This is a genomic window from Paenibacillus sp. FSL H7-0940, from assembly GCF_037979415.1.
In the GTDB taxonomy this organism is placed as follows: domain Bacteria; phylum Bacillota; class Bacilli; order Paenibacillales; family Paenibacillaceae; genus Paenibacillus; species Paenibacillus amylolyticus.
Genome location: NZ_CP150280.1, coordinates 870,339 through 895,770, shown reverse-complemented (window position 1 = coordinate 895,770; position 25,432 = coordinate 870,339). Strand labels below are relative to the sequence as shown.

Here is a 25,432-nt window from a genome sequence, read left to right as displayed (position 1 = left end):
CTCCTTGCGCTGTGCAGGGGATAAACTTAAAGGACCAAGCCCTAGCTTGGTCCGTTTTTATTTTATGGGACAAGCGAGTTTGCATTTTCCCGTCTATTTCGTAGTTCAAACCGGTGGTGTAAATGCTCGTATACCTCTTGAAAAACAAACAAAAGGCCCCTTGAGATCAAGGAGCCTTCATGTTATGTTCCAAAAGAATGACTATTCTTGTGATGCAACGAGTTCGTTGTAAGCCGCTTCAACGCGGTTCCACTCTTCTTCGTCTTCAATATTGTAGAGCACCATTTCCTCGTCTTCTTCTTCCATACGCAGGATGATGCCGTCAGCTTCAGGATTGTTACGTTCCAGCAGGAGCGCATAAACATGCTTCTCCACGTCAAACGTCTCCACCAAAACCATCTCCACGTCTTGGCCGTTCTCGTCTGTTAATGTGAGAAGGACTTCTTCATGCTCGTGGTCGTGGTCGTGGTCTTGCCCGCATCCGCAGCCATCGCCGTGTTCATGTGTGTGATCGCTCATTGAAATACCTCGCTTTATAAATAGAAATTGTGTAACCTTGCATATCGTAACATGTTCAATGACACAGGTCAATTTAACTCACAGGGTTATTTTCGCTTCAATCGTTCAGCGCTGTAATGATTTTCTCCGCTACCAGGACGTAGCTGCTGTTTGCATTTTCTTTAATATGAAAGCCGACCTGATATTTGCCGGCACGACTGAAATCATACGTAAAATCATATGTGCGGAACCAGAAGTTATCCTTCTGGGTTGTAAGCTCCTGTGACTGGATATCCTTCACCTGACCGCTTGGATTGGTAATCGTTACTTTCACCGCAGCTACATCTGCTGTTAGACTATCCACTTGTGAAAATACATTGAATTTCAGCTTACCTACGTTAACGTTGCCAAATACAGTGTCTCCCTTGAAGAGAAAAATATGTACATTCGGTTTGATCACCGTTACTCTCTTGTTACTGCTGTCCCATTTGACGACGCCTCCGGCTTCCCTGACAGGTACATAGGTCGTTCCATCAATGAGATAACCTCCATCAGCTGCTTCCTTGCCGTTAATGAGAACACGAATCTTCTCGTTCACCGAATCTGCAAACAATAAAGACCCGCCGAGCAAGGAGAATACCATGACACAAAGCAATATTCGTTTCCATTTCATCCCGTCAATATTCCCTCCCCTGCTGCTAGCTGTTGTACATTTATACTGCAGATTCATCCACAAAGTTGCGCTGTTTTTCATCATTTTTCATTTTTTATCCAGAAATTTTTCCACCCCTTGGAATGCACAAAAAGAGGCGATCCTCATTAAAGGATGCCCCTGATCTATAATTGTTATATATACGGGATTATACGAAGAGTTATGAAGAAGTATGGCGGGTCAATATACAGGGAACGCCCTTGCCTAAAGCCCCTTCAATTCTCATACGTGCAGCGTAATCCATGCCTCGTGTACATGGTGTCTTACATCTCTCGCATACATCGGAAGTGACCAACTTCATGGATACACGAATTTTGTCACTCTTTAATGCGGGAGCTTTCTTTCCCTTTGCTTTTGCCATCCCGGATTCCCCATTTCCCCAAGTGCTTACTGATGTAATGCATCATATGGGGATTCGCCCGGTTGTGTGTCTATTTAGAAAACGTATTTAAATAATAAAAATATGACAAGAAGGATACCTCCGAGAATGAGCCAGTTGCTGATTTCATACCAAATGCTCTTGCCTCCGGACAGGTATTTCTGTTCATTCTCCTGATGACGCTGACGGTGGGTATCGGTCTCAGAGCCATGGGGTGGTTTGCTAAAATCCATCATAAGTACACTCCCCTTTCAGCAGTTTTGTGTAAACTTACTACCATTATAACCCACAATTGAGTGCGAAATTGATTTTTATGCATAAAACACCAAAAAACCTCCGATTTCTCGGAGGCTTCTTATCAACAAATAGTATCAGTGATTACGCCAGTTCCACGTTAACATTCACGTTCCCTTTGATTCCTTTGGAATATGGGCAGTAGTCATGGGCAAGTTTCACAAACTTCTGTGCTGTTTCTTCATCTAGACCAAGGATTTTAACTTCCAAATCTACTTGAAGCTTCACGCCGTTATCCTCAGAGTCCGTCACCAACATTACGGTTGCAGCTACGGTACTTCTTTCAATCTCAACTTTGTGTTTCTTCAATTGAAACTCCAGTGCGGAGTTAAAACAAGCACTATACCCTGCTGCAAACAACTGCTCCGGATTGGTAGCTGTCGTCACTTGTCCTCCGAGTTCAGGCGGTGCAGCAACATCCAACATAAACACGTTATCTGGGGATTGTACGATGCCTTGACGTCCGCCTGTATTAATTACTGTTGTTTCATATAATGTTTTCATTTGTGAAAACTCCTTTAGTTAATTAGATTTATTTTGCCTAAACTTTGATCTTATTTGTATCATCAACAATTACATTGTACACAATTAAATTGTGTATGTAAATAGTTATTATAAAAATAATATAGTTTAATGCTGCGTTTAAATGAATAGCGATGAGGAGGATTATAATGTAGTTATTGGATAACCTGCATCGAACCGTTAAGGAGGAATAACACGTTTGGAGAATAATTCATTTCTAACCCCGGACAAGCCCAAACATAAAGCCAGAGCACTTTCTGAGGTGTTCGCTGTATCAACCAAACTCGGCTTGACTTCATTTGGAGGACCGATCGCTCATCTTGGTTACTTTCATGAAGAATATGTTCGCCGTAGAAAATGGATGGATGAACGAAGCTATGCAGATTTAGTTGCGCTATGTCAATTTTTGCCCGGGCCAGCCAGCAGTCAAGTCGGGATTGGAGTTGGCATCATCCGCGGCGGTTTGCTGGGGGGACTGATGGCTTGGCTTGGTTTCACACTTCCTTCTGTCATTGCGTTAGTTTTGTTCGCTTTCCTTCTGCAAGGATTTGATATCAGCAGTACTAGCTGGATTCACGGCCTTAAGATTGTTGCTGTAGCAATTGTCGCTCAAGCGATATTGGGCATGGGGCAAAAACTAACTTCTGACCGTGACAGGGCAACCATTGCTATCTTTACTGCAGTGGCGACTCTTGTATGGCAGAATGCGTTCACTCCAATCCTTTTTATTGTTATTGCAGGCATAGTAGGCATGATCCATTTCAGAAAAATGACAGGTATTAAGACAGCAGACTTGTCTGTTCCGGTGAGTCGTAACCTGGCAATAGTCTGTTTGGCTACGTTCTTTGGCATCCAGATTCTTCTCCCGGTACTCACACCCTTTGATCGTTCGGGATGGCTGTTATTCTTTGATAGCTTCTACCGTTCAGGATCACTTGTATTTGGTGGAGGGCATGTTGTACTTCCGTTACTGGAACGTGAATTCGTCCCTACTGGTCTGATTAACAAGTCCGACTTTTTGGCGGGATATGGAGCAACACAAGCTGTACCAGGACCATTGTTCACCTTTGCCAGTTATTTAGGAGCAATGATGCGTGGGGTTGCGGGTGCTTTGGTTGCAACGATTGCTATCTTTTTGCCAGCGTTCCTTCTGATCGTAGGAGCATTGCCCTTCTGGAATTCTTTATGTAAAAGTTCGAAAATTCAAGGAGCATTAATCGGAATTAATGCAGCCGTTGTAGGTATTTTGTTGGCTTCGTTGTACGATCCGCTTTGGACAACTGCGATCCTAACTCCTGTTGATTTTGCACTGGTATGTATGTTGTTTCTAATGCTCGTTTTTTGGAAAGTACCACCGTGGATCGTTGTCGCTGCTGGTGCAACAGGCGGTACAATCATGAACCTACTCTAAATAAAAAGGTACCCAAACACTGCACTTCTTTGTCAAAGTGTCTGTGTTTAGGTACCCAATTACCTCAAGTATATCTTTTCACCTATCCATGCAGATAATCTATTTTTTCTCTTTGTCATTCCTCTTCAATTCATGCACCTTGTTCATCTTCCGACGTCTTCCCAGTTTGATTAATTACTCCAGATATCCACTTTCATCTGTGCACATTTGAAATACTTGGCCTCGGCCTTACTTGTAGTCAGTTTCAAAAGACATTGCAGTTCTCCATGTTGGAACAACCCACCGCTAAGGTCAGCCGCAACACCGCCATACTGATCATCCGCACCAAGCCATACGGACGGTCTCTCGAGTCCAGCTGAGAACTGTAATCCGGTACAGAGCAACACAGTGAGATTCTTACGGTTCTGTGCTTCATCTCCTGCTACGCCATGTGTGGTGAAGAACACCATGTTTTGATTAAAATCCGTGTAGGTTCCATCTGCTTTATAGGCACGGACCATGCCATACTTCTGATTTACGTTTTGAAAAAATGTGATTCCGGCCTTGCTATCCTTCGATTTAATGCCAACCTGAACTGAAATTCCAATGTTCCCGTTTAATTGTAGCGCTTCCAAAGTTATTGCAATTGCTGTTACTTTCGAGCTATCAATCAGATGTTTCATTTTCAACTCTGCCGTGGCTCCTGCCGTTGTCGGTGTTGTAACTGTTATGGTTCCTCTGTCGGGCAAAGGCTCAAACGTAGGTGTCCCCACCACCTCCACCCAATCCGGTAACGTTCCGTAAAGAAAATCGGCCACAAGCTGTTTGTGAACCTTTCCAAAGGGCACGATCTGACCCGCTGCATCACGTATAACCATCTCTACACCCCCACCGAATAGGCTACACCGATATTATGATCGGTATTGTAATACACGTACACTACACCGTCCATAACGGACACCATCAAGGATTGCATGTTGGTCGTTTCCCAAGTCAATGCTGGAAAATATATATCTGTAGGTTTGTCCAGCAGTTGACGAAAGTCTGCGCTGATCTTAGCAATGGCAGGTCGAGCTACAGTCGTAACTCCACCGGAAGCATAAGCCGATAACATGCCCAGCCACCACATGCTCCCTTTGTACATAAATACACCAGCATTGGATCTCGAAATGTTTTCTCCCGCTGTTAAAGTTGCATCATTACCACCCATTAATGGTCTTGGATCAGCTAACCAGCTACGTCCGTCATGTGAATGCCAGATACATTTACGACCAAAGTCACCACCGCCCATCACAGAGAAACCGATCCATTTGCCGCCATTTCTGAAACACGAGAAGTAACCGGTATGACCATCACCTGGGAACCCGGGAGGTTTGTCCAAAATCAAACCCACTCTTGTCCAGTTAATCATGTCTACAGAGGTCGCAAGTGCCGTCGATTGATTGATCCCCAGTCCGTTTTGTTGATAATACATAAAGAACAATTGTTCTTCATCGTTCCAGATCACAAATGGAGTTTCCGTCGAATTCCCAACCACAGTATCGAGATACACCTGTCCGTGTTTGGTCCATGGTCCTGTCGGGCTGTTCGAGTAGGCTAGTCCAATTCCTCCGATGTGATTATGGTTGGTAGAATACGTAGCATAATAATCTGCTTTTGCATCAGGGATAAGCCCCTTTACCTTGATCGCCCGAAACCAATAGATCGATTGAAGACCCGCCATTGCAGCGGTATACATAGGATTGTCCATTTTTTTATCAAATTGAGGCGTGTACATCCGTCTGGTTTCTGCATCGCAATAATCATAAGGAGCAACGGCCCTGCTTGCCTTCATCGCTGCGTCGAGTGCTTCCTGAGCAATATTATCGGTCATAGACATGGAAACTCAACTCCTTCGTGAGCAGGGTATTACCATTTACCGGTCGCGAATATAAAACATCCGAAGTGTCCTTTAATAGGATTGATAAATCAACAACATTACCCTCATTCGCAACCGGCTCCTGAGTAACACAAAGGATAGGACAAATTCTAGCATTATATGAATACGCTTTCATTTTGTTCATTCCTTTATTTCCTTTACAGTTGTAATCAGCAACTGTCCCTTTCATTGGTACGCCCGGATAATGTTGATCCTTCATATTAATCCCTCCTATTGTTTTCTCCCGATAAGTATATTCATGAAGTTGCCTTTGTGTTAAAGCATTATGCCCATCTTGTAGCCTATTATTCTAAGTCTGGTTTTCATATAAAACACAAACAGGCTAACCAATACAAATTGGCTAACCTGTTTGAACGAAGAAACTGCAAAACCAATTCCTTATTACTCCGCAAAAAGTGAAGATATGGGATTCGCAACTTTTTTATCGGATTTCTCCTTGCCTTGGTTATCCAATACATAGTACTGGTAAAAATCGTTAGTGAATCCGATAGACTCCTGTATTTTCAGCTTAAAAGCTTCAAATGCCTCATCACTCAGATGATCCTCATTCCAGAAATAATGAAGCATCAATCGATTCTGGTTATAGGGATGTTTGATAACATATGCACCCGCGGCGAGAGATTGATTCATGGTATTCTTCCAAGGAAACCCCGTCTGTTTCGTTCGATCAATAATGTTAAGTTTTAAAGCCTGCACCAATCCGTTTGACTTGGCATTGCCAATGACAATAAGGTTGCTGTTGCCGATCTTTTTTTTCATCTTTTGCTTCAATTCCTTGCGATCCCTTATAATGTCGTATTTCATACCAGTCATATCAAGGAATCCGGTCAACTGATTAACCATATCTTCCTGCTGTTTAGTTGCAAGCTTACTCACCTGATCGCTGAGCACAATGGTTAATTCCTCGCCTTGAAGGACTTTGTCCATCAATCGATTCATCACTTCATATGGCAGATTGGGGATCATACCCATGACAGCCTGATATTGCACTTGTAAGACATCATGCACATAGGCGGCGGTCTCTTCCTGTGATAATTGGTATTCCGGCTTTAAGACAAAATCAGGCTGATATAGGGCCATCTGCATTTCTGAACGTATTTCTTTACCAAGCACATCTTCAATGGTTTGAAGCAGCCCCTCTACCGTTGCATTTTGGTACACGTAGCGTTTGAAATATGTCCTCATCAACTCGTCAAATTTCTCTTCACCGACGGAACGGTAAAGCTGATAGATCGCTTGTCGCCCCTTCTGATAATATACCAAACTTGCCAAATCCCCAGCTTCATCGTTTGTTGATGCAATCGCCATATCTACGGGCGCAGTATCAAACTGTATGGATCTGAACCCATTTAGCTTGTCTCCCTGTTTCTCGGCAAAATACACCATGGAGAAATCGGCAAATCCTTCATCCAGGAAGGATTCTGTCTCCGAGTTATTACCGATCAATGCATGGAACCACTGATGCGCTATTTCATGAACAAATGTTGTGTCTTCTTCTGGAATAGCACCATTTTGAATCTGTCCCATCTGGATGAGCCTCGCGTACTCCACGGCAACGCCTTGTACATACGTCTCGACAATTCGGAACTCTGGATAGGGATACTTGCCATATTTCTCACTATAGAAATCGATGACCTTGAATGCCTGATTAATGTAGCGGTCAACTATCTTTTTCTTGGATGGATCATCGTTGTAATAATAGTATTCCACCGTCAGACCGTTACGGGTAACACTCTCCACTTGAAGGTTTGGGCTAGCAAAGAATACAAACTCCCTTGTGTTCTGGGCCACAGCAGAAACAACTTTACGACCATGTTCTGTACTGTTTTGAGTGGTGATCGTACCCGGCATGGCTACCTGATACTCATCAGGAACATTGAATTGAACTTCAAAGTCCGATGAGGTGTAATAATCACTCTCAAATGTTTGACTATACGGTGCCTTGTTCCATTGATGCTCAACCTCGTCGTATACAGACATCACCGGGAACCAGTGTGCACCATTGATCATGTCCTTGTAGTAGGAAACTCGCTGTGAGCCATAGGGTATATTCAACTGAAACTCCAGTTGGAATGATACCGATTCGCCTGGTTGTACGGGCTTCTTCAACTGCACGGTCAACGCTTGGTTTTCCTTATGGAAATCCAGCGATTGGCTATTTGCGGTTACAGCCTGAATATCGATGCCACCCAGAAAGTCCTCCGCTGTCTTCTCAGGGTGATCTTTACTAATCTTTTCATTATGCTGTTGGTACATGCTCGCCTGTGTCGACTTGGAGAGGTTTGCATCAGCATATGTATGAAGGACCAGCTGCTGGAGTGCGTCCTTGCTTGTGTTGTGATACGTTACCTTCTCGCTCCCCTGGATCGTCATGTCCTTCTCATTTAATCGAGCCTGAATCTGGTATTGAATCGGCGTCTGCTCTAAAGAGTCTTTAGGTGTGTTATATATCTTCGTAGATACAGGTGCTGGGCCTGCTTCCGCGGCAACAACCCCCATGTTGGCAAGTGGGCTTGTTGCCAGTATTAAAGCCAGTGTACCCGCGATCCCTACTCTGGCTAACTTTGATGTAAATGGGTTTGAATAATTCATAAGTTCTCTCCTTCTCCTGTTCTATGTTGACCTCAGAACCAAGTATAGAAGACGAACCTTACGCTGAATTTATGTTTTATTTAAGTTTTGTTTAAAAAGAGGAAGAGGAACTGTGCCATTAAAATTATTATCAACAAAAACCACCTACACATATTATTGGAGGTAGCCATATTATTATATAAAAAAACAACTCCTCTTGAGATATAATTCTCAAAAGAAGTTGCCTTTAATTTTACATATAGGACGAGTGGGGATCGAACCCACGACCCTTACCCTGTCAAGATAATGCTCTCCCGCTGAGCTATCGCCCTGTAATAATTAAGATGTATCCATTACGGTCATACTACTATCTTTAGCTGAGCTAACAGATCATGATATATAATTGTTTCCCAATCAAGTAACAGTATCATATCAAGTAACCGTGTTCATTGTCAATGATTTATTTGGTTATAATTCACCCGAAATGGTGCACAATAAAGGAAAGATTACCATTTCAACACGAGGTGAATTCCCTATGAGAAACTTAACAAAACGGTCAAAATCCAATAAATATACATTTACCAAATGCTTCTTTCTCTTTGCTGGGCTTGTGATTCTCAGTACAAACGTTACGGGTTGCGGCTTGGAGAAGGATGAACATACGGTACAATTCCAACAATTACAACAGCCCAATGAAAATAGTGAGTCTCTGCCGGTCTGGCTGGACGTATACTCCAAATCTGTAATTCAAGATGTGTATTCTCCGCGAGGAAGCAGTGAAGTCTTGCCGTGAAGGTTAACAGGTGAATTACTCGTCTTCATCCCACTTGCGTGAGTATGCTTTCTTCGTAACGTAATACAACAGAGTAATCATTCCCACCGACATTAGCAATGTAATTACCATGATGCCTGTCATGCCCATCACTACCCCCTCCTCTCCCAATATGTTCCAGACTTCACTATACAGGAAAAACATTTTTTTGTATAATTCAGTCTGATATGTCGCGCAAGAGCAGAAAGAAGGAATGGAATTGGCAGCTGAGATTAGTTATGTATCGACAGAAGAACAACTGGAGCAAGCCCTGGGAATTCGCCATCACGTTTTTGTGATCGAGCAACAGGTGCCTGCCGAGATTGAGATTGATCAATATGATGTCATCAGTCCCGATGTGCATCATGTATTGTTAAGTACGGATGGCCAAGCTGTAGCCACAGGACGTCTGATCTATTACAGCAAGGATACGGCCAAAATGCAGCGGATTGCGGTGCTTGAGTCTCATCGTTCATTCGGTTATGGACGTGTGCTTCTGCTCGCGATGGAGGAGCTGGCACGTGAACTCGGCTTATCCTATTCTGTACTGGATGCGCAATGTCAGGCACAGAAATTCTATGAAAAACTGGGTTATGAAGTGATTTCGGAAGAACCTTTTTATGATGCAGATATTCTCCATGTTCGTATGAGAAAGAGCCTGTAATACCTCGACGTTGGCTGGTCTTATCAGCATATGGTGCATACTTCCGATGAATTCGGATAGGCTAATCAGGTAAGCAGATTCCTATCTCGTCATATAAGGAGAGTGTGACATCATGGATCAAACAACACGCGAGAGTTTCACAGCCGTACAGAAAAATGGTGACGGTGACCTGACAGCTTTTCAGACTTCAGCAGGACGTGTACTGGATTATCAGCAGGCACTTGCAGAAGTAAAGGCTGGCGCTATTGCCGGTGTGAATGTATTTAAAGGCAAGGATGGCGAAATGTACATTCGCGGCGATGCCGACGGTGACCCAACCAACAACCTGGACCAACTTCCCCATTTCTAAATAGATGCACATGTCGTATGTGTGACACAGTAAGCGCCGATCCGGATATCCGGGTTGGCGTTTTCTTATTAGAATTAATAGTCCGTAAAATATTTTACGGAATCACCGGAAGGTTGGCTTTTGCGAATCGGCTGTTGTGCCTGTTCCCATGCCTGCAAAATCTGTATCCCTTCAAGACTAGACCGGTTCTCCCACGCGATGTGCCCGGTGCGTTCAAGCTCCAGCAAAGACTCATGAATGTAAGCTCTGCTTCGTCCCGTCTTGTTCTCCAGTTCATCCATACGTGGCAGCCTGCGCCGTTGTCCTGCATAATTCACCATAATACGCAAAATCTTGCGTTCAAAGTCGTTCAGCATACTTTACCTCCCCATTCAGATCGGTAACAGGACGCCATGCCAGAATACCTTGCTCCAGAAATGTTCGGGGTGAGCCTTCTTTTCCCGCTGATGCTCTAATCATCCCACCACGTACACTGTTAATTCGAATCTGTCGCTGCGTAATCTGCCCTGCACGATCCATGTAGACAAGCTCCACCATCTGGCCAATATATTTCCCTAGCATAATCATCCCTCCGATAAGAACGTTTGTTTGTATTTTATATTATATGCGAACATAAGTTCTTTATTCAATAGTAAAAAAAGGATTTTGTAAAATAAAAAAAACCAGACTTTCACCTTAATGATTAAGGCAGTCTGGTTCAACCCATAGTATAGCTAATATGAAAACATGGCTTGTAATGACCAAGTCCAGCGGATCAGTGTCGATCCGATTCGGAAAATTGTACTTTCTTTAATTGCTGTGTAGATGGATTAAAATCAACATTTACATAGACTGCGAATTGTTTGCCGTCTTTCGCACGAACCCATAGCTTGAACTGTTCCCGTGATTGATCTGCTGTTAGAGAGGTGCGACCGATATGCTTATAGTCCAAAATATCCACATTATACTTGGTCTGTGTTTCTTTGACCGCAATAATTCCCCACTTCGCATAATCAGGGATGGCGGCGCCTGTGCCTGATGTAATTCCGGCTAAACTCAGAACTACCGACATGACGGTAACGATGAGCATTCTCATTTCACTCACTCCTTGGGACAATATGTTTCTGTTATATTGCCCGTCCGGGTTTCATTTTACACGAATAAACGAAAGATCCAGGCCAGTGGCCGTAGGGAAAAAGGAACCACATGAACAAGTCGGTCAAACGAATCAGGAGGCTCCGTCCGGAAACTCATTCCCCAGTCACCCGAGAAAAAGTGTTGTTGTGTCTTCGGCTCCTCAGGACGATCCAACCCGTATTTCTTTTCAAGTAACTGCCGTGTTTCTTCATCCACCTGAACCTCATTCGTAACGACATATGCTGTGGCAGGCTCGCTGCTTATGTACATCTGAATCATTAGAAACATCACAATCCCAACTATTTGTATCCAACGCTTGTTCATCTCTTACTCCTTTATGGATTCATGACTCTCTTCTCTTGTACGTGAAGACTCGTTTGAATGTTTGATTATACATAAATTTGACCGTATTGGAAATAACAAATGGGAGAAGAGTTGGGGCATGCGTTATGCGATGCTTAAGTCCCATTTGGTTGATTTTTTGTTTAAAAAACCCAATAGACGTGTAATAGGCCATGACAGAGTGACTCCACGATCTGAAACCCTACACGATCTGCAATACTAATTTGAGGAGGTTACACCCGAATGTTCAAACGCTTGGATGAAATCCTGATTGAGATTCCCAATGTCGAGAAGCCAGATCCGAATGCTGCGGCAGCTATACAAGAATTACTCGGCGGCAAATTCGGAGAAATGTCAACGTTGAACAACTACCTCTATCAATCATTTAATTTTCGATCCAAAGAAAAGCTGAAGCCCTTCTATGACCTCGTCATGAGCATTACGGCCGAAGAATTGGGTCATGTTGAACTCGTGTCTCATGGCATTAACAAATGCCTCCGAGGTTCAACCGAGTACAAAGAACCCGACGATACACCGCTAGGTTCCGTGAAAGATGCTCGTCTGTCGTATCACTACCTGGCAGGTGCACAAGGCGCAATGCCTTTTGACTCTATGGGTAATCCGTGGACGGGAGCAAACGTCTTCAACAGTGGTAACCTGGTCGAGGATCTGCTGCATAACTTCTTCCTTGAATGTGGCGCTCGTACCCATAAAATGAAAGTATATGAGATGACGGATCACCCGGCAGCCCGGGAAGTGGTTGGTTTCCTGCTGGTACGTGGCGGCGTGCATGTTGTCGCATATGCAAAAGCACTTGAGATTGCAACTGGCGTAAATGTGACCAAGCTGGTTCCTATCCCTTCACTGAACAACAAAGCCTTCAACGAGGCTCGCAAATATGAAGAAAAAGGGGTACACACTAAGCTGTATACCTACAGTGATAAAGATTTCAATACGATCGGCCAGATCTGGAAAGGAACTCATCCCGAAGATGGACAACCTCTTGAAGTCATCCAGGGGATACCTGAAGGATTCCCGATCCCAGAAGCTCCTGCGGTCGAGGAAGAATTTGCACCGGGTATCTCACAAGAAGACTTTAAGGAAATTTCACGTCGTCTGAAAATGGCTGGGAATATTGCTGATTAAGGAACAATTTGTTTAACAATTTCTTTCCCTATATATATTGTTAACTCTATGTTTAAGTGAAGCCCTCGAACCCTGCTGCTGAATGCAGAGTGGATTTGAGGGCTTTGTTATAATCAATTTTTGATACCATTTTATGATGCAAAATAAGTATTTTGTATGCACGTCATTTCCTGAGAATTTAGCTGTAAAAGTAAACCGGATCTCTGCTCACATCGTTAAACTTAGTTAAACTCCAACACCGATTCCTCCCGCTGACTCATGACTTCAATTAGCATGTTGGCACCCAGACGAAAACCTTGTGCAAACGCTGCTTCCGTATGCATGCCCTCACATCTGCCACACAAGTCAAATAACTGTTCAAGCTCACGGAATTCTTCCTCGCTCAATCGATTCTTCCACTGCTCTGTCAGAGCTGCAATCTGCCGTCCTAACGCTTGGTATTCAGGATGTGTCGGCATCATCATCTCATCCGGTCGAAGTCGTCCATTATATAATGCCTCTAATATCGAATTCATGTGCATCCTCCTGTATATCAATTCGCACCTCACTTGAATGAACGTTCTGCACATGGTAGGATATTTATGCAGTCGCTCATTCAACAAGTGATTGCGGGATAGGAAGCAGCGTGTTCTTCGTGGGACTAGCGCTGCTTCCTTTTTTATTTTTGGAGTTCGTCGTAAATCTTCTCAATCCCTTTGCGAACGATGTCTGATCGATTCGTATTCAGCTTCTCAGCCGAAATATCGAGCTTGTTCATAATTTCCTGATCAACACGAATTTTGATCGTTTCGCTTTTGGGATTGTCAGATAGCGGACGTCCCATCTTCTTGGCGGACATTGCTTCACCTCACTTTTTGTGCCAACAATAATAGTATAGTTGTTGTTGGCACAAAAAGTCAATTCACTTGTAAAACATACGTTCGTTTTTGTGACAGCAGATTCATAGATAAAATGTATAGTCTGTAATCCGTTTGAATGATAAAAAACAACCTTGAACGGCTAGACACTCAAGGTCGTTAGAGTACTATTTCACTCTTCCATTGGCTTTCCATATCTCACTAAGACATGCCAGAGTAATTTTAACTCTTGTAGAACTTCTGTGTAGGTTCCTCTATCGCTCCAATGGCTTGAGTTTCGTTTCAAATCCATAGCTGCAGAACCAATGATATTTGCATCAATCAAATCACTTTTTGCAATTCTTTTGGCTAGTGAAGGCATCGAAGGACCTCGAAAATCCATAGGAACGTCATCAACTAATAGTGTAAAGCCCATGTGCCAGTGGAGATCAATTGAATACTTTAAACATATCTGCTCTAAGATTCGTCCTGTATGTGTGCCTTTAAATGATGGGTCGGCAACAAGCATCTTGACGTCTTCTTTAAGTGAAATGTCACCATGGACCTGAGCTTCGATATAATGGTCCAGATTTCGGTTTGGCTCTTGGTTTGATGGATCTTGGAATGGTTTCTCAAGATTGAAGAGCATATGGTTGATTAACTTTTGAACCGTTAGATTTCTTTCACCAATGGCAAAACCACTATTGAATGCGTCCCTCATGAGAGCAGCCAAAATAAGGTCAAACTCCTCATACGTTCCCTTTTCCTCGGGGTCTTGGTGAGAGTCCAAATATGTATACGTGCAACGATGAGAGACCTCAGCGGATAAAATAAAATAACATGATCCAAAACGCGGAGCAGGTCCATCAGGATGTAACATGACATTGAGTGCCCCATACTTGGGTCGTTCGCTATTGGTTGAGCCATTTATTTGGTACGCTCCGCCAAACATTTTATTCTCCCAAACGTCACGTTCACCGCCTGAAAATGCGGAGACACTTCCATTTGATAAGAAAGTCTCAAACTGACTTTTATAAACTCCCTGCTCAAGTAGTGCTTCAGCCACGCTTATCATGGTCGGATCTAATCGATCTGGGTGAAAGTGTAGCGCAATACTTGCATGAGATTTTAGTTTATTGATAGATTTTTCAAATGTCTTCAGCTCGATGTTGGACATACGAAGGATTTCTCTAATGGTTTGCTCCGCCTCATTTTTGCGGCTTCTTGCATAATTGGTTACATGCTCTTGAGCTAATTGCTGAGACCTTGATAGTTCCATGGGCAGAGGAGTCCTTTCCCTTTTTATAGAATCATAATACATGATGGACAGTAAGAGAACTTACAGGCGGTTCAAAAATCATGATAGCTTGCAATGAATCTAATCCACATCATTTCTTTCAATTTGAATCATATCATAAAGCTATGAACCCCTCATTCTCCGCCCTGCTTCCCCACTTGCTCCTCGTCCTTCACGGTCACATGCACGGCTTGCCCTTCATTAGCTGTCATCGCATCGGCATCCGTCATATGCGCACCATCCGGAGCCACTGGACAAGATACCGCTATCTTTTCTGCTCTGGCCTGCCCGGGATAGGGTTCATTTTCCGGGCCTCCATCCGTCCAGACTTCAACATAGGAGCCGATCTGCGGATCAGGCGCATTGGAGAACCATTTTGCCGGATAATACCGACTTCCTCCTCCGTTCGCACTGAAATCCTCATATGCGGGATCAACCACAAGAATGGAATTGTCTTTACGATCAACCACATAACCAGTGAATCCATCTTCACTTGGTACATCGGCTTGAGTCTGCACGGAGTTGCACTCGATCTGTTCTGAACATCCGGTAAGGCATACGATTAGGGTTGAGAGCAACATAAAGACTTGACGAAGATAGGACATATGTAAATCCCCTTTAATAACACCTCTTTCTAAATTTAACGTTCCATATCAGTTTATTGTTACAAATACAGTTAGCTCACCCTTAACTTCCTGACGGGCTCAGCATGATCAACCCAAATATTCACTTCTTCATATCCCTTTTATACACGTACCTTCCCCATACCACCAACGCCGTACACAACAAGATCACACAATAAGCCCATACAAAAAACATGGCAAGCCCCAACCCGATGTTGGCATCCAGGCGCTTATCAAAGATCTCTGTGTATAGCGAAAAACCGAGTGGCACGGCGCCAACAACGAAAAGTCCAATGGACCATCCACCCCAGCGTTGTAAACCGGACCCCGCACGAGTACTGGAAATTTTGCGAATCCCTTGAGTCAGTAGCCACCAAATCAGAATAAATAATAGACAGGTTATAAGAATTTTCAGCATATCGTTCAACTGCATATCGTGTACCTCCTATATCTTGCAAGATGATGAACATATCTTACACGTTAAGTGTTCTCTTTACTATATTACCCGTTTCCATATCATGATCACAGGCAGACAACAACGTTGCACCTCAGACTCACACCCTAATCATGAAAAAGAAAAAAACGCCACCGTCCTGACTCCTTCCAAGTCAAGAACGATGGCGTTACTTCTCGTATTTACATTGTTACATCCACATCGAATAGGTTACGCACCAAACTGCGCATAGTGAAGGCGGCTGTATACCCCACCTGCTGCGAGTAATTCTTCATGACGTCCCTGCTCCGTAATGCCTTGTTCAGCAACGACAATAATGCGGTCTGCATTTTTGATCGTAGCCAATCGGTGAGCAATAACCAGTGCGGTCCGGCCCTCGGACAGTTCAGCAAGGGATTGCTGAATCGCCGCTTCCGTTTCTGTATCCAGCGCGGATGTGGCTTCATCCAGGATCAGAATTGGTGGGTTTTTCAGGAACATACGGGCAATAGACAAACGCTGTTTCTGTCCACCGGACAGCTTCACGCCGCGTTCACCAATTAACGTATCCAGCCCTTCCGGCATGGACTGAATCAAAGGTTCCATCTGTGCACGTCTGGCAGCCATCCAGATTTCTTCTTCGGATGCATCCAGCTTGCCATAGGCAATGTTCTCCCGAATGCTTCCATCGAAGAGGAACACGTCCTGTTGTACAATTCCGATATGACTACGCAAGGAGTCTAGTGTCATATCCTGTATCTCCTGCCCATCGATCGTGATGCGACCTTCCAGCACATCATAGAACCGTGGCAGCAGACTGCATAGCGTTGTTTTACCTGCCCCCGATGGACCGACAAGCGCTACAGTTTCGCCTGCACGTACGTTTAGATCAATACCTTTGAGAACAGGTTCCTGATCGGAATAACCAAAGGTCACTTGCTCATAACGGATATCTCCACGCAAATGGGATACCGTAACGGCTCCTGGACGATCTTCCACATCCGGTTCCATATCAAGCAACTCCGTATAACGTTTGAAGCCTGCAATCCCTTTTGGATACGTCTCAATAACCGAGTTGATCTTCTGGATCGGTGTCAAGAACACATTGGATAACATAATAAATGCAATGAACTGACCGTAGGTCATACTGCCTTGAATGACAAACCACGTTCCACATACCAGGACAAAGAGGGATACCAGCTTCATCAGCATATAACTGACAGAGGAGTTCCAGGCCATGATTTTGTATGCGATTAGTTTGGTCTGACGGAAACGACCGTTGTTCACAGCGAATTGTGCTTTTTCATGCTCTTCATTAGCAAAAGCCTGAACAACACGGATACCTGTAATATTGTTCTCTACACGAGCGTTGAAGTCCGCGATATCACCGAACATTCGGCTGAATGCCTTGGACATTTTGCTACCAAAGTAGAGCGACAGATAAATAATCAGCGGTACGATGATAAAGGTTAACACCGCCAGATTCCCGTTAATGCTCATCATGATGCTAAATGCACCAATCAGTGTCATCACCGCAATAAATACATCCTCTGGACCATGATGGGCAATCTCACCGATATCCATCAGATCGTTAGTCATACGGGACACGAGGTGTCCTGTTTTTGTATTATCGAAGAAACGGAACGATAACTTCTGCACATGATTGAACAGACTTTTACGCATATCCGTCTCAATGTTAATACCCAGCTTGTGTCCCCAATAGGTAACCACGAAGTTCAAAAATGAATTCAATAAGTAGATACCCAGCAATGCCAGACACGCCCATAGAATCCAGTCCCAGCGGCCGCCTGGCAGCAGATCATCGACTACCCGGTTGACTGCCAGTGGAAATGCCAGCTCCAGCAGAGCGACTAAAATCGCACAACTGAAGTCAAGAATAAAGAGCTTTTTGTAAGGCCTATAATAGGCAAAGAAACGGCGAAGCATGGACTGAAGTCCTCCTTATGCAATCACACAATGATGATTACGTTTTATTTCGTCTTGCTTAAGAGGTACAGGAAGTATGGCGCACCAATAATGGCAACCAGGATCCCCGCAGGAATCTCCGAAGGCTGCAGAATGACACGACCCAGCGTATCTGCAACCAGTACAAGCAATGAACCGATCAGTGCAGATGCGGGTAACAGGAATTGATGTTTTGGACCCACCAGACGACGTGCCAAATGCGGTCCGATCAGACCAACAAAACCGATCCCCCCACTCACAGATACACATGAGCCGGCAAGTCCTACAGCAGCCGCAAGCAAAATCAGTCGCTCACGCTCAACCGGAGTCCCGAGTCCACTTGCAGTCTGGTCACCCAGATTCAACACGTTCAGTACACGCGCCTTATACAGGACAAGCGGTACAAGAATGATCAGAAACGGTAGCAATGCCGTTACAAATTTCCAGTTCGAACCCCAGATGCTGCCTGCCATCCAGGTAGCTACAAATTGATACTTTTCCGGACTAAGCCGTAACGTAAGCACGATCATGGCAGAACTGATTCCCGCCGCTACCCCGATCCCCGTAAGTAACATACGCGTAGGCATAATGCCCTCTCCTTTTTTGTAAGAGAGAACGTAGATCAGAAATGCAGCAAAACCGGAACCGATCAGGGCCAGAATTGGCAAAAGAAATACCGGCGCTGCTGTCGTTGTCGGGAAAAAGGAAACAAATAACATGACGACCAGACCAGCACCTGCATTAATCCCGAGGATCCCCGGATCTGCCAACGCATTCCGAGATACCCCCTGCAAAATACAACCAGATAACGCAAGTCCGGCCCCGACCAGCACCGAAATCACAATACGTGGCAGACGGAATTCAAACAGGATCAATTCCTGTTTCGCCGTGCCTCCACCAAACAGGGTTCGCAACACCTCAAGCGGCGAAAGCTTGGTAAAACCTGTGTTCATGCTCACCACAAAAGCCGTAATAATTAATAGGGCAAGCACAATGAGGACAATCGTACTCTTGGTTCTCTTCTTGCGCTCTGCTCCAACTATTGTTGAGGATTCCATCGTTACAGAGTCCTCCTTTCTTTACGCGCCAGATACAGGAAGAATGGTACCCCGATGAGGGCAACCAATGCGCCAATTGGCGTCTCGTACGGCGGGTTAATCATACGTGCAGCCAGATCCGCAAATACAAGCAACAGACTGCCCATCACAGCGGAACATGGAATAATCCAGCGATAATCGACCCCAACCAGCTTCCGCGTGAGATGGGGAATAATGAGTCCAACAAAACCGACCGCACCCACCACGGACACAGCTGTACCCGCGAGAATCAGTACAACAATCAGGCCTATGAGCTTGATCAGCCCAGTACGTTGCCCCAAGCCCACCGCAATATCTTCTCCGAGACTAAGCAGAGTAATGGAACGGGAGATGAGAAGACCTGCGATCAGTGCCGCGAGTACCCAGGGGAACATGACCTCAAGTTGAGACCACTTCGTTCCGGCTACACCACCAGCTGTCCAGAAAGCCAAATCTTGTCCAATTCTGAAATATAATGCAATCCCTTCACTGAGTGCCGACAACATCGCAGATACAGCCGCACCTGCAAGCACAAGGCGTAGTGGCGTAAGACCTGATTTGGAAGCTGCACCAAAACCATACACCAACAGGACACCAAGCCCTGCTCCAAGGAAGGAATACATGATGATATACATAAATGGCAAGCCAGGGAAGAAGGCAAAACAAACTGCAAGTGCAAATCCAGCTCCTGCATTTAACCCAAGCAGACCTGAATCGGCCAGCGGGTTACGAGTCATGCCCTGCATGATCGCACCAGCTACAGCGAAACACGCACCTACCATTGCTCCTCCAAGGATACGTGGCAACCGAATCTCCCATATGATCTGATGTGGAGTCAGCTCAGGATTGAAATCAAAGATGGCCTTCCAGACTACACTAAGCTTAATATCAGCAGCGCCAAATGAAATGGACAACGCCATACCCAGAGCGAGTAGCAAAACTCCCCCTGTAAGAATAAGTGTGGCTGCCCACGGACGAGTGTGTATCTTCGCTGTGGGTGAATCCGGATTATGTTTTTCTGGTGAAGCTTGTGAACTCATACGCGCCCACCCTCGTTATGAGTGGAGCTGCTCAAACCTATGTACATAACAATCACCTCTCTATAAATACCGAACTTTAATGATATTGATTCTCATTCCCATAGACCATTGTAAGTGAATCCACCGGCTCTGGCAATGGACAAATAGGACATGTTTATTGCATATATGAATATTTGCACACAATTTTACACGCAAAAAGGCTGCGCAAGAGCCAAAAAGCTCGAACACAGCCTTATCATTGCATATGTAGAACATGTAAAATACAGACTCGTTTAACGGGCATGTACCGTAAGTAAGGATGCCAGGACATCCGGAACATCGGTAATGATCCCTTGCACACCCATATCAATCATGGCCTGCATCTCGGCAGGATCATTCACCGTAAATGGATAGGTAACAACGCCATGTGCCAGTGCAGCAGCAACATCTTCTTGTGTGACTGCCAGCTTGTAGGGATGAAGGCCGGTAGCTTCGAGTTTGGCGGCATAATCATAGGGTCGATACAGCTTTTCCATATATAGAAGTGCTGTACGAATCTCCGGGGCAAGACGTTTACATCTCACGAGCGAAGCATGATTGAAGCTGGACAGCACGACCTGTTGCTCCAGATTCCAGTCCCGGATCGCCTGTATAACCTTCTCTTCCATCCCTTTATAACTCACAATACCATTTTTCAATTCCAGATTAAGTAGGGTTCCTTTCCCCTGTACCAGCTTGAATAACTCCTCCAGAGAAGGAATACGTTCCCCGGTAAAATCAGCATGGAACCAGGACCCGGCATCCCGTGTGCGCAATTGATCGTAAGTCGTATCTTTAACCCAACCTTCTGCGCCGCCAGTTCGACTTAACGTCTCATCATGAATCAGTACCAGTCTGCCATCACTCGTCATCTGCACATCGGTCTCAATGCCTGTTGCTCCAAGCTCCAGACTCCGTTCAAAAGCGCTCATCGTATTCTCCGGGCATACGGCAGATGCACCACGGTGGGCAATAATCTCCATGTTCCTCATTCCAGCGCCTCCTGTGTTCAAGCTTCACTCTATGATCCTTACTATAAACACCGTTTGTTAGACCTGTATTAACAGAGCGTATAATGGGTTACCTGCTTCGCTAATACTAGCGACCGGGTTCAACATCTAACGGGCTGGGGATTCACTCATTTTTGCGAACTCAATCTGAAAATCGACATAACATAGTATGAACGATGGAAGCACTGAACTCCGTTATAAGGAGGTTGACTATTGAATCCCTCAAAGAAAAAATCGATACCTACGCGTCCTCACACATCCCAGTTACAGTCGGCTTCCAGGCTTTCCAGATCATCTGTCCATATCAAAAACAAATCCGGCAAGACGGCTAATCAGCGTTCTCTTAACTCCAGTTCACCCAACACACTGGATCAGCTGGCTATTGTTGCAGCAATACTCTCCTTAATTGCAGCCGCCATCGGGCTATATATCGCCTGGAAATCGTTAAGTAATCCGGATCAAACTGCTGTTGTGGTGTAAGCTGCTTGTTGCGCAGCTAATGGCTCAGGAGGCTCTCTCCTGCTTCTGACCTTATTCAGGGGCAGGTTTTTGCTTTTTCAATTATTTACGTATGCTGGAAACGTCAAAAAACCGTTCCCCTGAAACGCCGGCTTATACCGGCGTCTCTTTGGAAAGGTCATTTTTTATTCGGGCGCTGCCTCTGCAGCGTGATCCCCGTCCCGGGATTTGACCGAATTACAGAATGAATGTGCGAGAGATAATAACCAACAGAATGAACAATACCAGAATTGCACCTGTTGATGTCCATGCTCCACCACCGAAGCCTCCGCAATATCCGTAACCTGTACCTTTGAGTTCGCTCATCAGTGACACTCCCCTCTTCATCGAAGTACACTATAGACTATGTCCGATAGCGCAACTTGCTTGGGCAGATCGAAAATTATCCCGAGGAACGAGTGGGGTCAGGCCCATCTTCTTATGCACTCATTTCCCGTTGAGTTGTGACCACTTCTGAGTCAGCTCTGCAGGAATATAGGATGACATTTGTTTGATCAGTTCAGCCGGATCAGCTTCCAGACTCCATAGGCTGAGATGCGAGGTGTTGGAGAATCCTTCCTGTACGCTATGTTCTACCATCTTCATCAGCGGTCCATAATATCCGTTGACATTTAATAAACCAACAGGCTTACGATGAATGCCGATCTGTGCCCAGCACAGTACCTCGAATAGTTCTTCAAATGTACCCATGCCTCCGGGAAGCGCAATGAATCCATCGGATAATTCAGCCATCGTAGCCTTCCGTTCATGCATGGTTCCCACTTCAATCAGTTGTGTGAGCCCTCCATGAACAACCTCTCCCCGGAACAATCCGGTAGGCATAACCCCGATGACCTCTCCCCCTTGCTCAAGAGCAGCATCGGCTACTGCACCCATCAAGCCCATGCAAGAACCACCATAGACCAGTGCATAACCACTATCAGCAATCTGTTTACCCAGTTGAACAGCCTTCTCTGTATAATCGGGGTGATTTCCCGGATTGGAGCCTGCAAAAACAGCTATACGTTTCATTGGGTTTCACTCCTTCTCATGATCTATTTTAATAATATATAACATGAATGTTATGGGTATGTACAACGTACAACAGGTTAACAGAACCAATGGACAAAAAAATACCCGACCGTTTGCAGCCGGTCGGGCTCCCATTTCAATACACATCAATTTAGAAGGGGTTGTTATTACCTAATATACAGACCAAATATTAAATCCGTATGATTTTTGCATGAAATGATTATTAAATCTTCGTATAACTAACGTATGCCACGGCGTGAACGTACAACAAACATATGCTTGTCTTTACGAAGAACCCGACCATCTGCAAGTTCAACCTGATCCTCGTCATGACGCAGAATCGTCGTGGATAATGCTACAATTTTGGCCCGGCGCCAGATCATCACCTGTGACTTGAAATAGATCGCATTTTCGAACTGAATCGCCTTTTTCATCACATATCCAACCTTGTGCACTTCAGAACGTGCTTTCTTTAAGGGAAGACTCTCTTCGGGAAGAGGTCTGATCATTGCGATATTGTCAAACGATACCTTAATCCGTTTCGGTCCGATCCGTACACATTCCGCTTCTTCATCCCACTCGACCAGTGTTCCCTTTAATGGCTCCCGTATGCCTGTTGCACGATATACCGCTACTTTTCGTCCTATCCAATGTCGCAATGTTCTCACCTCCATCTGTCTAGTTTTCAGGTATCTTCCAATCGATCGGTTCAATACCTTTGGAGGTCAAGAAATCATTGGCTTTGGAAAAGGGACGACTGCCGAGGAATCCGCGATGCGCAGCCAGCGGACTGGGATGTGTAGACTCCAGTACCAGGTGCTTGTCCCTGTTAATAAATGCACCTTTCTTCTGGGCATGACTGCCCCACAGCATATATACCATCGGCTCTGAACGTTCATTCAACGCACGAATGACAGCATCCGTAAACGTCTGCCAGCCCAGTGCCTGATGGGAGTTCGGCTGACCTTCACGGACCGTTAGAACAGCATTTAATAGCAGGACTCCCTGCTGTGCCCAATGAACGAGAGATCCATGATTCGGAATGGGCAGGTCCAGATCCGCCTGAAGTTCCTTATATATATTTTTCAGAGAAGGCGGTACACGTACCCCCGGTCTAACCGAAAAACTTAATCCATGAGCTTGTCCCGCTCCGTGATAAGGGTCCTGTCCAATAATAACGGCCTTAACCTGATGATATGGCGTCAGCTTCAGTGCGGAGAACAGGTCTTCTTTGGGCGGAAAGACCGTCTGCGTTTTGTACTCGGCGGCGAGAGTGTAACGAATCTTGTTAAAATATTCGGCTTCCGTCTCTTCCTGAAGCACCTTGTCCCAATCGTTTCCAAACATATGTATAGGCTCCTTTCCCCTGATGAATGCAGTTTCGTTCAGCCCAACTACTGGGCTCTACCTTCTGAGAGCCGCATGTCATGCAACTCATAGACTATCCACCATTTTAACATAACCGGGGACAGCAGACCAGAATTGCGCATCAGGTATAAGTCCACCTCAAAAAAAATCGTATTCTTGCTACATTCCGTATGCTCATCCAAAAAAGTCACCTCGCTATTGCGTGGTGACTTGATGACTTTATACTTGTACGGGTACCTCTTCGACTTCTTTCACAAGCACACTGCTGATTCTCAGTAATCCTTCCTGAAGAACAGAACGCGGACAAGCCAGATTCAACCGAATACAACCCTCGCCATTCGCTACAAACATATGTCCATCTTCGAGTAGCACACCCGCTTGCTCAGCGAAGAATAAAGGTAAACTTACATTTTGTGGAGCATATGCCGAGATATCGATCCAGGCCAGATACGTGGCATCCGGGATGTGAAAGACGGCCAGTGGCAGATGCTGCTTCACATACTGTTCTACACAGGTGAAATTGGCGTCTAGATAGCCTTTTAATTGCTTCAGCCATTCATCACCCGTTTCGTAAGCCGCTTGCGTGGCAGCAATGCTCAGTGGGTTTTTGAAACCATAATGGCGTGCCTGCCAGATGTCTCGAAGTGCCTTATTCGGAATGATGACATTGGAGAACATCAGACCAGCCATGTTAAATGTTTTGCTCGGGGACATGCATGTAATGATTCGATCCGTATCCGGGAACAGCTTTGCGAGTGGCGTATGTCTTTTACCCGTCCGCAGCAGATCACAGTGAATTTCATCCGAAATGACCCATACGTTGTTCCGCAGGCAGATCTCACCCACACGTTGTAACTCTTCCGTTGTCCAGACACGTCCAGATGGATTATGCGGGTTGCAGAAAATACATACCCTTACCTTCTCATCCTTCGCCTTGGCTTCAAAATCCTCATAATCAATCGAGTAACGTCCCTGCTCATTGATCATATCCGAACACACCAGTTCAAGATTGTTATGCTCCGCAGCTGACTTGAAGAAACCATAAGACGGGGTCACGATCAGTACTTTCTCATCCGACTGACAGATATATTCCACCAGTTCATACAAAGCGGGAATGATCCCGTTTGAGGTCTCCAAATGCTCCTTCGGGAAGGACCAGTCATAGTATCTTTTCATCCAGTTCGAGACAGCTTCGTAATACGCCGGATCAAACACCTGGGAGTAACCCATGATTCTACGGTCCAGACGCTCCTTAACTGCATCCAGAATCTCGGGAGGTGTGGCGAACTCCATATCTGCAATCCACATGCGAATAAATTCTTCATCTTTGAATGGAAAAGTCATGTCCTCTGTGGCATTAAAAATATATTGACGGAAACCATCCGTATTCATGGCATTTGTTCCTGTGCGGTCTATAATCTCATCAAAGTTATATTTCATAGCTTCTGCTCCTCTATCTGCTTTACTTTTTCGTTGTCGTTTCATGTCGTATTACACCTATTA

The 25,432-nt window shown here is 45.0% G+C and carries 32 protein-coding genes and 1 tRNA gene; 6 read left to right on the top strand and 27 right to left on the bottom strand.

Features of this window, described 5'->3' with window-relative positions:
• Positions 1–201: 201 nt before the first annotated feature.
• From MHB71_RS03830 to MHB71_RS03815, 4 genes are all read right to left on the bottom strand, one after another.
• A complete protein-coding gene (locus MHB71_RS03830; protein WP_036614722.1) occupies positions 202–519 on the bottom strand; it encodes a DUF1292 domain-containing protein in 318 nt (105 codons plus the stop codon).
• A gap of 97 nt (positions 520–616) precedes the next feature.
• Positions 617–1,171: a copper amine oxidase gene (locus MHB71_RS03825; RefSeq protein ID WP_340028870.1), complete on the bottom strand. Its 555-nt coding sequence runs from the start codon at positions 1,169–1,171 to the stop codon at positions 617–619.
• Between the two features lie 474 nt (positions 1,172–1,645).
• Complete coding sequence (locus tag MHB71_RS03820; RefSeq protein ID WP_017687398.1) at positions 1,646–1,825, bottom strand: hypothetical protein; 180 nt, start codon at positions 1,823–1,825, stop codon at positions 1,646–1,648.
• Between the two features lie 142 nt (positions 1,826–1,967).
• Positions 1,968–2,387 carry an organic hydroperoxide resistance protein gene (locus MHB71_RS03815; protein WP_017687397.1) on the bottom strand — a complete coding sequence of 140 codons (420 nt, stop codon included), beginning with the start codon at positions 2,385–2,387 and terminating at the stop codon, positions 1,968–1,970.
• Positions 2,388–2,604: 217 nt separating this feature from the next.
• On the opposite strand from MHB71_RS03815, the gene MHB71_RS03810 reads away from it, so the two are divergent.
• Positions 2,605–3,816 (top strand): chromate transporter, encoded by a 1,212-nt coding sequence (locus MHB71_RS03810; protein WP_340028869.1) that lies wholly within the window; start codon positions 2,605–2,607, stop codon positions 3,814–3,816.
• 170 nt (positions 3,817–3,986) lie between these two features.
• Here the strand turns inward: MHB71_RS03810 and MHB71_RS03805 are convergent, their stop codons facing one another.
• The 5 genes from MHB71_RS03805 to MHB71_RS03785 form a co-directional block, all read right to left on the bottom strand.
• Positions 3,987–4,673: a hypothetical protein gene (locus MHB71_RS03805; RefSeq protein ID WP_091028587.1), complete on the bottom strand. Its 687-nt coding sequence runs from the start codon at positions 4,671–4,673 to the stop codon at positions 3,987–3,989.
• A 2-nt stretch (positions 4,674–4,675) separates the two neighbouring features.
• Positions 4,676–5,674 carry a hypothetical protein gene (locus tag MHB71_RS03800; protein ID WP_340028868.1) on the bottom strand — a complete coding sequence of 333 codons (999 nt, stop codon included), beginning with the start codon at positions 5,672–5,674 and terminating at the stop codon, positions 4,676–4,678.
• Positions 5,658–5,933, bottom strand: coding sequence for a hypothetical protein (locus tag MHB71_RS03795; protein ID WP_340028867.1), 276 nt, complete (start codon positions 5,931–5,933; stop codon positions 5,658–5,660). Before MHB71_RS03795 ends, MHB71_RS03800 begins: the two co-directional genes overlap by 17 nt.
• 182 nt (positions 5,934–6,115) lie before the next feature.
• The gene (locus MHB71_RS03790) at positions 6,116–8,326 is read right to left on the bottom strand and encodes a M1 family metallopeptidase (protein WP_340028866.1); all 2,211 of its coding nucleotides are present in this window, start codon (positions 8,324–8,326) and stop codon (positions 6,116–6,118) included.
• A gap of 239 nt (positions 8,327–8,565) precedes the next feature.
• A tRNA-Val gene (locus MHB71_RS03785) sits at positions 8,566–8,637 on the bottom strand.
• 203 nt (positions 8,638–8,840) lie between these two features.
• Between MHB71_RS03785 and MHB71_RS03780 the strand changes: the two genes are divergently transcribed.
• From MHB71_RS03780 to MHB71_RS03770, 3 genes are all read left to right on the top strand, one after another.
• Positions 8,841–9,098 (top strand): hypothetical protein, encoded by a 258-nt coding sequence (locus MHB71_RS03780; RefSeq protein ID WP_340028865.1) that lies wholly within the window; start codon positions 8,841–8,843, stop codon positions 9,096–9,098.
• A gap of 238 nt (positions 9,099–9,336) precedes the next feature.
• A complete protein-coding gene (locus MHB71_RS03775; RefSeq protein ID WP_036614958.1) occupies positions 9,337–9,780 on the top strand; it encodes a GNAT family N-acetyltransferase in 444 nt (147 codons plus the stop codon).
• Positions 9,781–9,892: 112 nt separating this feature from the next.
• The gene (locus MHB71_RS03770; protein ID WP_017687389.1) at positions 9,893–10,129 is read left to right on the top strand and encodes a DUF3892 domain-containing protein; all 237 of its coding nucleotides are present in this window, start codon (positions 9,893–9,895) and stop codon (positions 10,127–10,129) included.
• 74 nt (positions 10,130–10,203) lie between these two features.
• Here MHB71_RS03770 and MHB71_RS03765 read toward each other — a convergent pair whose 3' ends face one another.
• The 4 genes from MHB71_RS03765 to MHB71_RS03750 form a co-directional block, all read right to left on the bottom strand.
• Complete coding sequence (locus MHB71_RS03765) at positions 10,204–10,485, bottom strand: hypothetical protein (RefSeq protein WP_340028864.1); 282 nt, start codon at positions 10,483–10,485, stop codon at positions 10,204–10,206.
• Entirely contained in the window at positions 10,469–10,690 is a 222-nt protein-coding gene (locus tag MHB71_RS03760; RefSeq protein WP_017687387.1) for a hypothetical protein, read from the bottom strand. The genes MHB71_RS03765 and MHB71_RS03760 overlap by 17 nt, the downstream gene beginning before the upstream one ends.
• Before the next feature lie 193 nt (positions 10,691–10,883).
• Positions 10,884–11,204 (bottom strand): DUF3889 domain-containing protein, encoded by a 321-nt coding sequence (locus MHB71_RS03755; RefSeq protein ID WP_036614744.1) that lies wholly within the window; start codon positions 11,202–11,204, stop codon positions 10,884–10,886.
• Between the two features lie 56 nt (positions 11,205–11,260).
• Positions 11,261–11,569: a hypothetical protein gene (locus MHB71_RS03750; RefSeq protein ID WP_036614747.1), complete on the bottom strand. Its 309-nt coding sequence runs from the start codon at positions 11,567–11,569 to the stop codon at positions 11,261–11,263.
• Between the two features lie 261 nt (positions 11,570–11,830).
• Between MHB71_RS03750 and MHB71_RS03745 the strand changes: the two genes are divergently transcribed.
• Positions 11,831–12,733: a manganese catalase family protein gene (locus MHB71_RS03745; protein ID WP_340028863.1), complete on the top strand. Its 903-nt coding sequence runs from the start codon at positions 11,831–11,833 to the stop codon at positions 12,731–12,733.
• A gap of 221 nt (positions 12,734–12,954) precedes the next feature.
• Here the strand turns inward: MHB71_RS03745 and MHB71_RS03740 are convergent, their stop codons facing one another.
• From MHB71_RS03740 to MHB71_RS03700, 9 genes are all read right to left on the bottom strand, one after another.
• On the bottom strand, positions 12,955–13,248 hold the full coding sequence (locus MHB71_RS03740) for a DUF6809 family protein (protein WP_074095811.1): 294 nt from the start codon (positions 13,246–13,248) through the stop codon (positions 12,955–12,957).
• A 143-nt stretch (positions 13,249–13,391) separates the two neighbouring features.
• Positions 13,392–13,571 carry a ribbon-helix-helix protein, CopG family gene (locus MHB71_RS03735; RefSeq protein WP_076328061.1) on the bottom strand — a complete coding sequence of 60 codons (180 nt, stop codon included), beginning with the start codon at positions 13,569–13,571 and terminating at the stop codon, positions 13,392–13,394.
• Between the two features lie 191 nt (positions 13,572–13,762).
• Entirely contained in the window at positions 13,763–14,848 is a 1,086-nt protein-coding gene (locus MHB71_RS03730) for a DUF3626 domain-containing protein (protein ID WP_340028862.1), read from the bottom strand.
• 152 nt (positions 14,849–15,000) lie between these two features.
• Positions 15,001–15,471 carry a DUF3221 domain-containing protein gene (locus MHB71_RS03725; RefSeq protein WP_340028861.1) on the bottom strand — a complete coding sequence of 157 codons (471 nt, stop codon included), beginning with the start codon at positions 15,469–15,471 and terminating at the stop codon, positions 15,001–15,003.
• Positions 15,472–15,592: 121 nt separating this feature from the next.
• Positions 15,593–15,922, bottom strand: a complete 330-nt coding sequence (locus MHB71_RS03720) for a hypothetical protein (RefSeq protein ID WP_340028860.1) — start codon at positions 15,920–15,922, stop codon at positions 15,593–15,595.
• A gap of 231 nt (positions 15,923–16,153) precedes the next feature.
• Positions 16,154–17,869, bottom strand: a complete 1,716-nt coding sequence (locus MHB71_RS03715; protein WP_340028859.1) for an ABC transporter ATP-binding protein — start codon at positions 17,867–17,869, stop codon at positions 16,154–16,156.
• Between the two features lie 44 nt (positions 17,870–17,913).
• Entirely contained in the window at positions 17,914–18,945 is a 1,032-nt protein-coding gene (locus tag MHB71_RS03710; protein WP_036674863.1) for an iron ABC transporter permease, read from the bottom strand.
• Positions 18,946–18,947: 2 nt separating this feature from the next.
• The gene (locus tag MHB71_RS03705) at positions 18,948–20,003 is read right to left on the bottom strand and encodes an iron ABC transporter permease (RefSeq protein WP_036614761.1); all 1,056 of its coding nucleotides are present in this window, start codon (positions 20,001–20,003) and stop codon (positions 18,948–18,950) included.
• 272 nt (positions 20,004–20,275) lie between these two features.
• Positions 20,276–21,013: a glycerophosphodiester phosphodiesterase gene (locus MHB71_RS03700; RefSeq protein ID WP_076250811.1), complete on the bottom strand. Its 738-nt coding sequence runs from the start codon at positions 21,011–21,013 to the stop codon at positions 20,276–20,278.
• A 231-nt stretch (positions 21,014–21,244) separates the two neighbouring features.
• Here MHB71_RS03700 and MHB71_RS03695 point away from each other — a divergent pair, with 231 nt between their 5' ends.
• Positions 21,245–21,511: a hypothetical protein gene (locus MHB71_RS03695; RefSeq protein ID WP_036614763.1), complete on the top strand. Its 267-nt coding sequence runs from the start codon at positions 21,245–21,247 to the stop codon at positions 21,509–21,511.
• Between the two features lie 216 nt (positions 21,512–21,727).
• Here the strand turns inward: MHB71_RS03695 and MHB71_RS03690 are convergent, their stop codons facing one another.
• The 5 genes from MHB71_RS03690 to MHB71_RS03670 form a co-directional block, all read right to left on the bottom strand.
• Positions 21,728–21,856: a hypothetical protein gene (locus tag MHB71_RS03690; RefSeq protein WP_255319930.1), complete on the bottom strand. Its 129-nt coding sequence runs from the start codon at positions 21,854–21,856 to the stop codon at positions 21,728–21,730.
• A 120-nt stretch (positions 21,857–21,976) separates the two neighbouring features.
• Complete coding sequence (locus MHB71_RS03685) at positions 21,977–22,561, bottom strand: TIGR00730 family Rossman fold protein (RefSeq protein ID WP_017687370.1); 585 nt, start codon at positions 22,559–22,561, stop codon at positions 21,977–21,979.
• A gap of 239 nt (positions 22,562–22,800) precedes the next feature.
• Positions 22,801–23,220 (bottom strand): hypothetical protein, encoded by a 420-nt coding sequence (locus tag MHB71_RS03680; RefSeq protein WP_017687369.1) that lies wholly within the window; start codon positions 23,218–23,220, stop codon positions 22,801–22,803.
• Positions 23,221–23,239: 19 nt separating this feature from the next.
• Positions 23,240–23,908, bottom strand: a complete 669-nt coding sequence (ung, locus tag MHB71_RS03675) for a uracil-DNA glycosylase (RefSeq protein ID WP_047843722.1) — start codon at positions 23,906–23,908, stop codon at positions 23,240–23,242.
• A gap of 240 nt (positions 23,909–24,148) precedes the next feature.
• Positions 24,149–25,369 carry a MalY/PatB family protein gene (locus MHB71_RS03670; RefSeq protein ID WP_340030125.1) on the bottom strand — a complete coding sequence of 407 codons (1,221 nt, stop codon included), beginning with the start codon at positions 25,367–25,369 and terminating at the stop codon, positions 24,149–24,151.
• Between the last annotated feature and the right edge of the window lie 63 nt (positions 25,370–25,432).

Coding starts and splice junctions, on each gene's coding strand:
- MHB71_RS03830 (WP_036614722.1), bottom strand. CDS start 519: ATGAGCGATCACACACATGAACACGGCGATGGCTGCGGATGCGGGCAA.
- MHB71_RS03825 (WP_340028870.1), bottom strand. CDS start 1,171: ATGAAATGGAAACGAATATTGCTTTGTGTCATGGTATTCTCCTTGCTC.
- MHB71_RS03820 (WP_017687398.1), bottom strand. CDS start 1,825: ATGATGGATTTTAGCAAACCACCCCATGGCTCTGAGACCGATACCCAC.
- MHB71_RS03815 (WP_017687397.1), bottom strand. CDS start 2,387: ATGAAAACATTATATGAAACAACAGTAATTAATACAGGCGGACGTCAA.
- MHB71_RS03805 (WP_091028587.1), bottom strand. CDS start 4,673: ATGGTTATACGTGATGCAGCGGGTCAGATCGTGCCCTTTGGAAAGGTT.
- MHB71_RS03800 (WP_340028868.1), bottom strand. CDS start 5,674: ATGTCTATGACCGATAATATTGCTCAGGAAGCACTCGACGCAGCGATG.
- MHB71_RS03795 (WP_340028867.1), bottom strand. CDS start 5,933: ATGAAGGATCAACATTATCCGGGCGTACCAATGAAAGGGACAGTTGCT.
- MHB71_RS03790 (WP_340028866.1), bottom strand. CDS start 8,326: ATGAATTATTCAAACCCATTTACATCAAAGTTAGCCAGAGTAGGGATC.
- MHB71_RS03780 (WP_340028865.1), top strand. CDS start 8,841: ATGAGAAACTTAACAAAACGGTCAAAATCCAATAAATATACATTTACC.
- MHB71_RS03770 (WP_017687389.1), top strand. CDS start 9,893: ATGGATCAAACAACACGCGAGAGTTTCACAGCCGTACAGAAAAATGGT.
- MHB71_RS03765 (WP_340028864.1), bottom strand. CDS start 10,485: ATGCTGAACGACTTTGAACGCAAGATTTTGCGTATTATGGTGAATTAT.
- MHB71_RS03760 (WP_017687387.1), bottom strand. CDS start 10,690: ATGCTAGGGAAATATATTGGCCAGATGGTGGAGCTTGTCTACATGGAT.
- MHB71_RS03755 (WP_036614744.1), bottom strand. CDS start 11,204: ATGAGAATGCTCATCGTTACCGTCATGTCGGTAGTTCTGAGTTTAGCC.
- MHB71_RS03750 (WP_036614747.1), bottom strand. CDS start 11,569: ATGAACAAGCGTTGGATACAAATAGTTGGGATTGTGATGTTTCTAATG.
- MHB71_RS03745 (WP_340028863.1), top strand. CDS start 11,831: ATGTTCAAACGCTTGGATGAAATCCTGATTGAGATTCCCAATGTCGAG.
- MHB71_RS03740 (WP_074095811.1), bottom strand. CDS start 13,248: ATGAATTCGATATTAGAGGCATTATATAATGGACGACTTCGACCGGAT.
- MHB71_RS03735 (WP_076328061.1), bottom strand. CDS start 13,571: ATGTCCGCCAAGAAGATGGGACGTCCGCTATCTGACAATCCCAAAAGC.
- MHB71_RS03730 (WP_340028862.1), bottom strand. CDS start 14,848: ATGGAACTATCAAGGTCTCAGCAATTAGCTCAAGAGCATGTAACCAAT.
- MHB71_RS03725 (WP_340028861.1), bottom strand. CDS start 15,471: ATGTCCTATCTTCGTCAAGTCTTTATGTTGCTCTCAACCCTAATCGTA.
- MHB71_RS03720 (WP_340028860.1), bottom strand. CDS start 15,922: ATGCAGTTGAACGATATGCTGAAAATTCTTATAACCTGTCTATTATTT.
- MHB71_RS03715 (WP_340028859.1), bottom strand. CDS start 17,869: ATGCTTCGCCGTTTCTTTGCCTATTATAGGCCTTACAAAAAGCTCTTT.
- MHB71_RS03710 (WP_036674863.1), bottom strand. CDS start 18,945: ATGGAATCCTCAACAATAGTTGGAGCAGAGCGCAAGAAGAGAACCAAG.
- MHB71_RS03705 (WP_036614761.1), bottom strand. CDS start 20,003: ATGAGTTCACAAGCTTCACCAGAAAAACATAATCCGGATTCACCCACA.
- MHB71_RS03700 (WP_076250811.1), bottom strand. CDS start 21,013: ATGAGGAACATGGAGATTATTGCCCACCGTGGTGCATCTGCCGTATGC.
- MHB71_RS03690 (WP_255319930.1), bottom strand. CDS start 21,856: ATGAGCGAACTCAAAGGTACAGGTTACGGATATTGCGGAGGCTTCGGT.
- MHB71_RS03685 (WP_017687370.1), bottom strand. CDS start 22,561: ATGAAACGTATAGCTGTTTTTGCAGGCTCCAATCCGGGAAATCACCCC.
- ung (WP_047843722.1), bottom strand. CDS start 23,908: ATGTTTGGAAACGATTGGGACAAGGTGCTTCAGGAAGAGACGGAAGCC.
- MHB71_RS03670 (WP_340030125.1), bottom strand. CDS start 25,369: ATGAAATATAACTTTGATGAGATTATAGACCGCACAGGAACAAATGCC.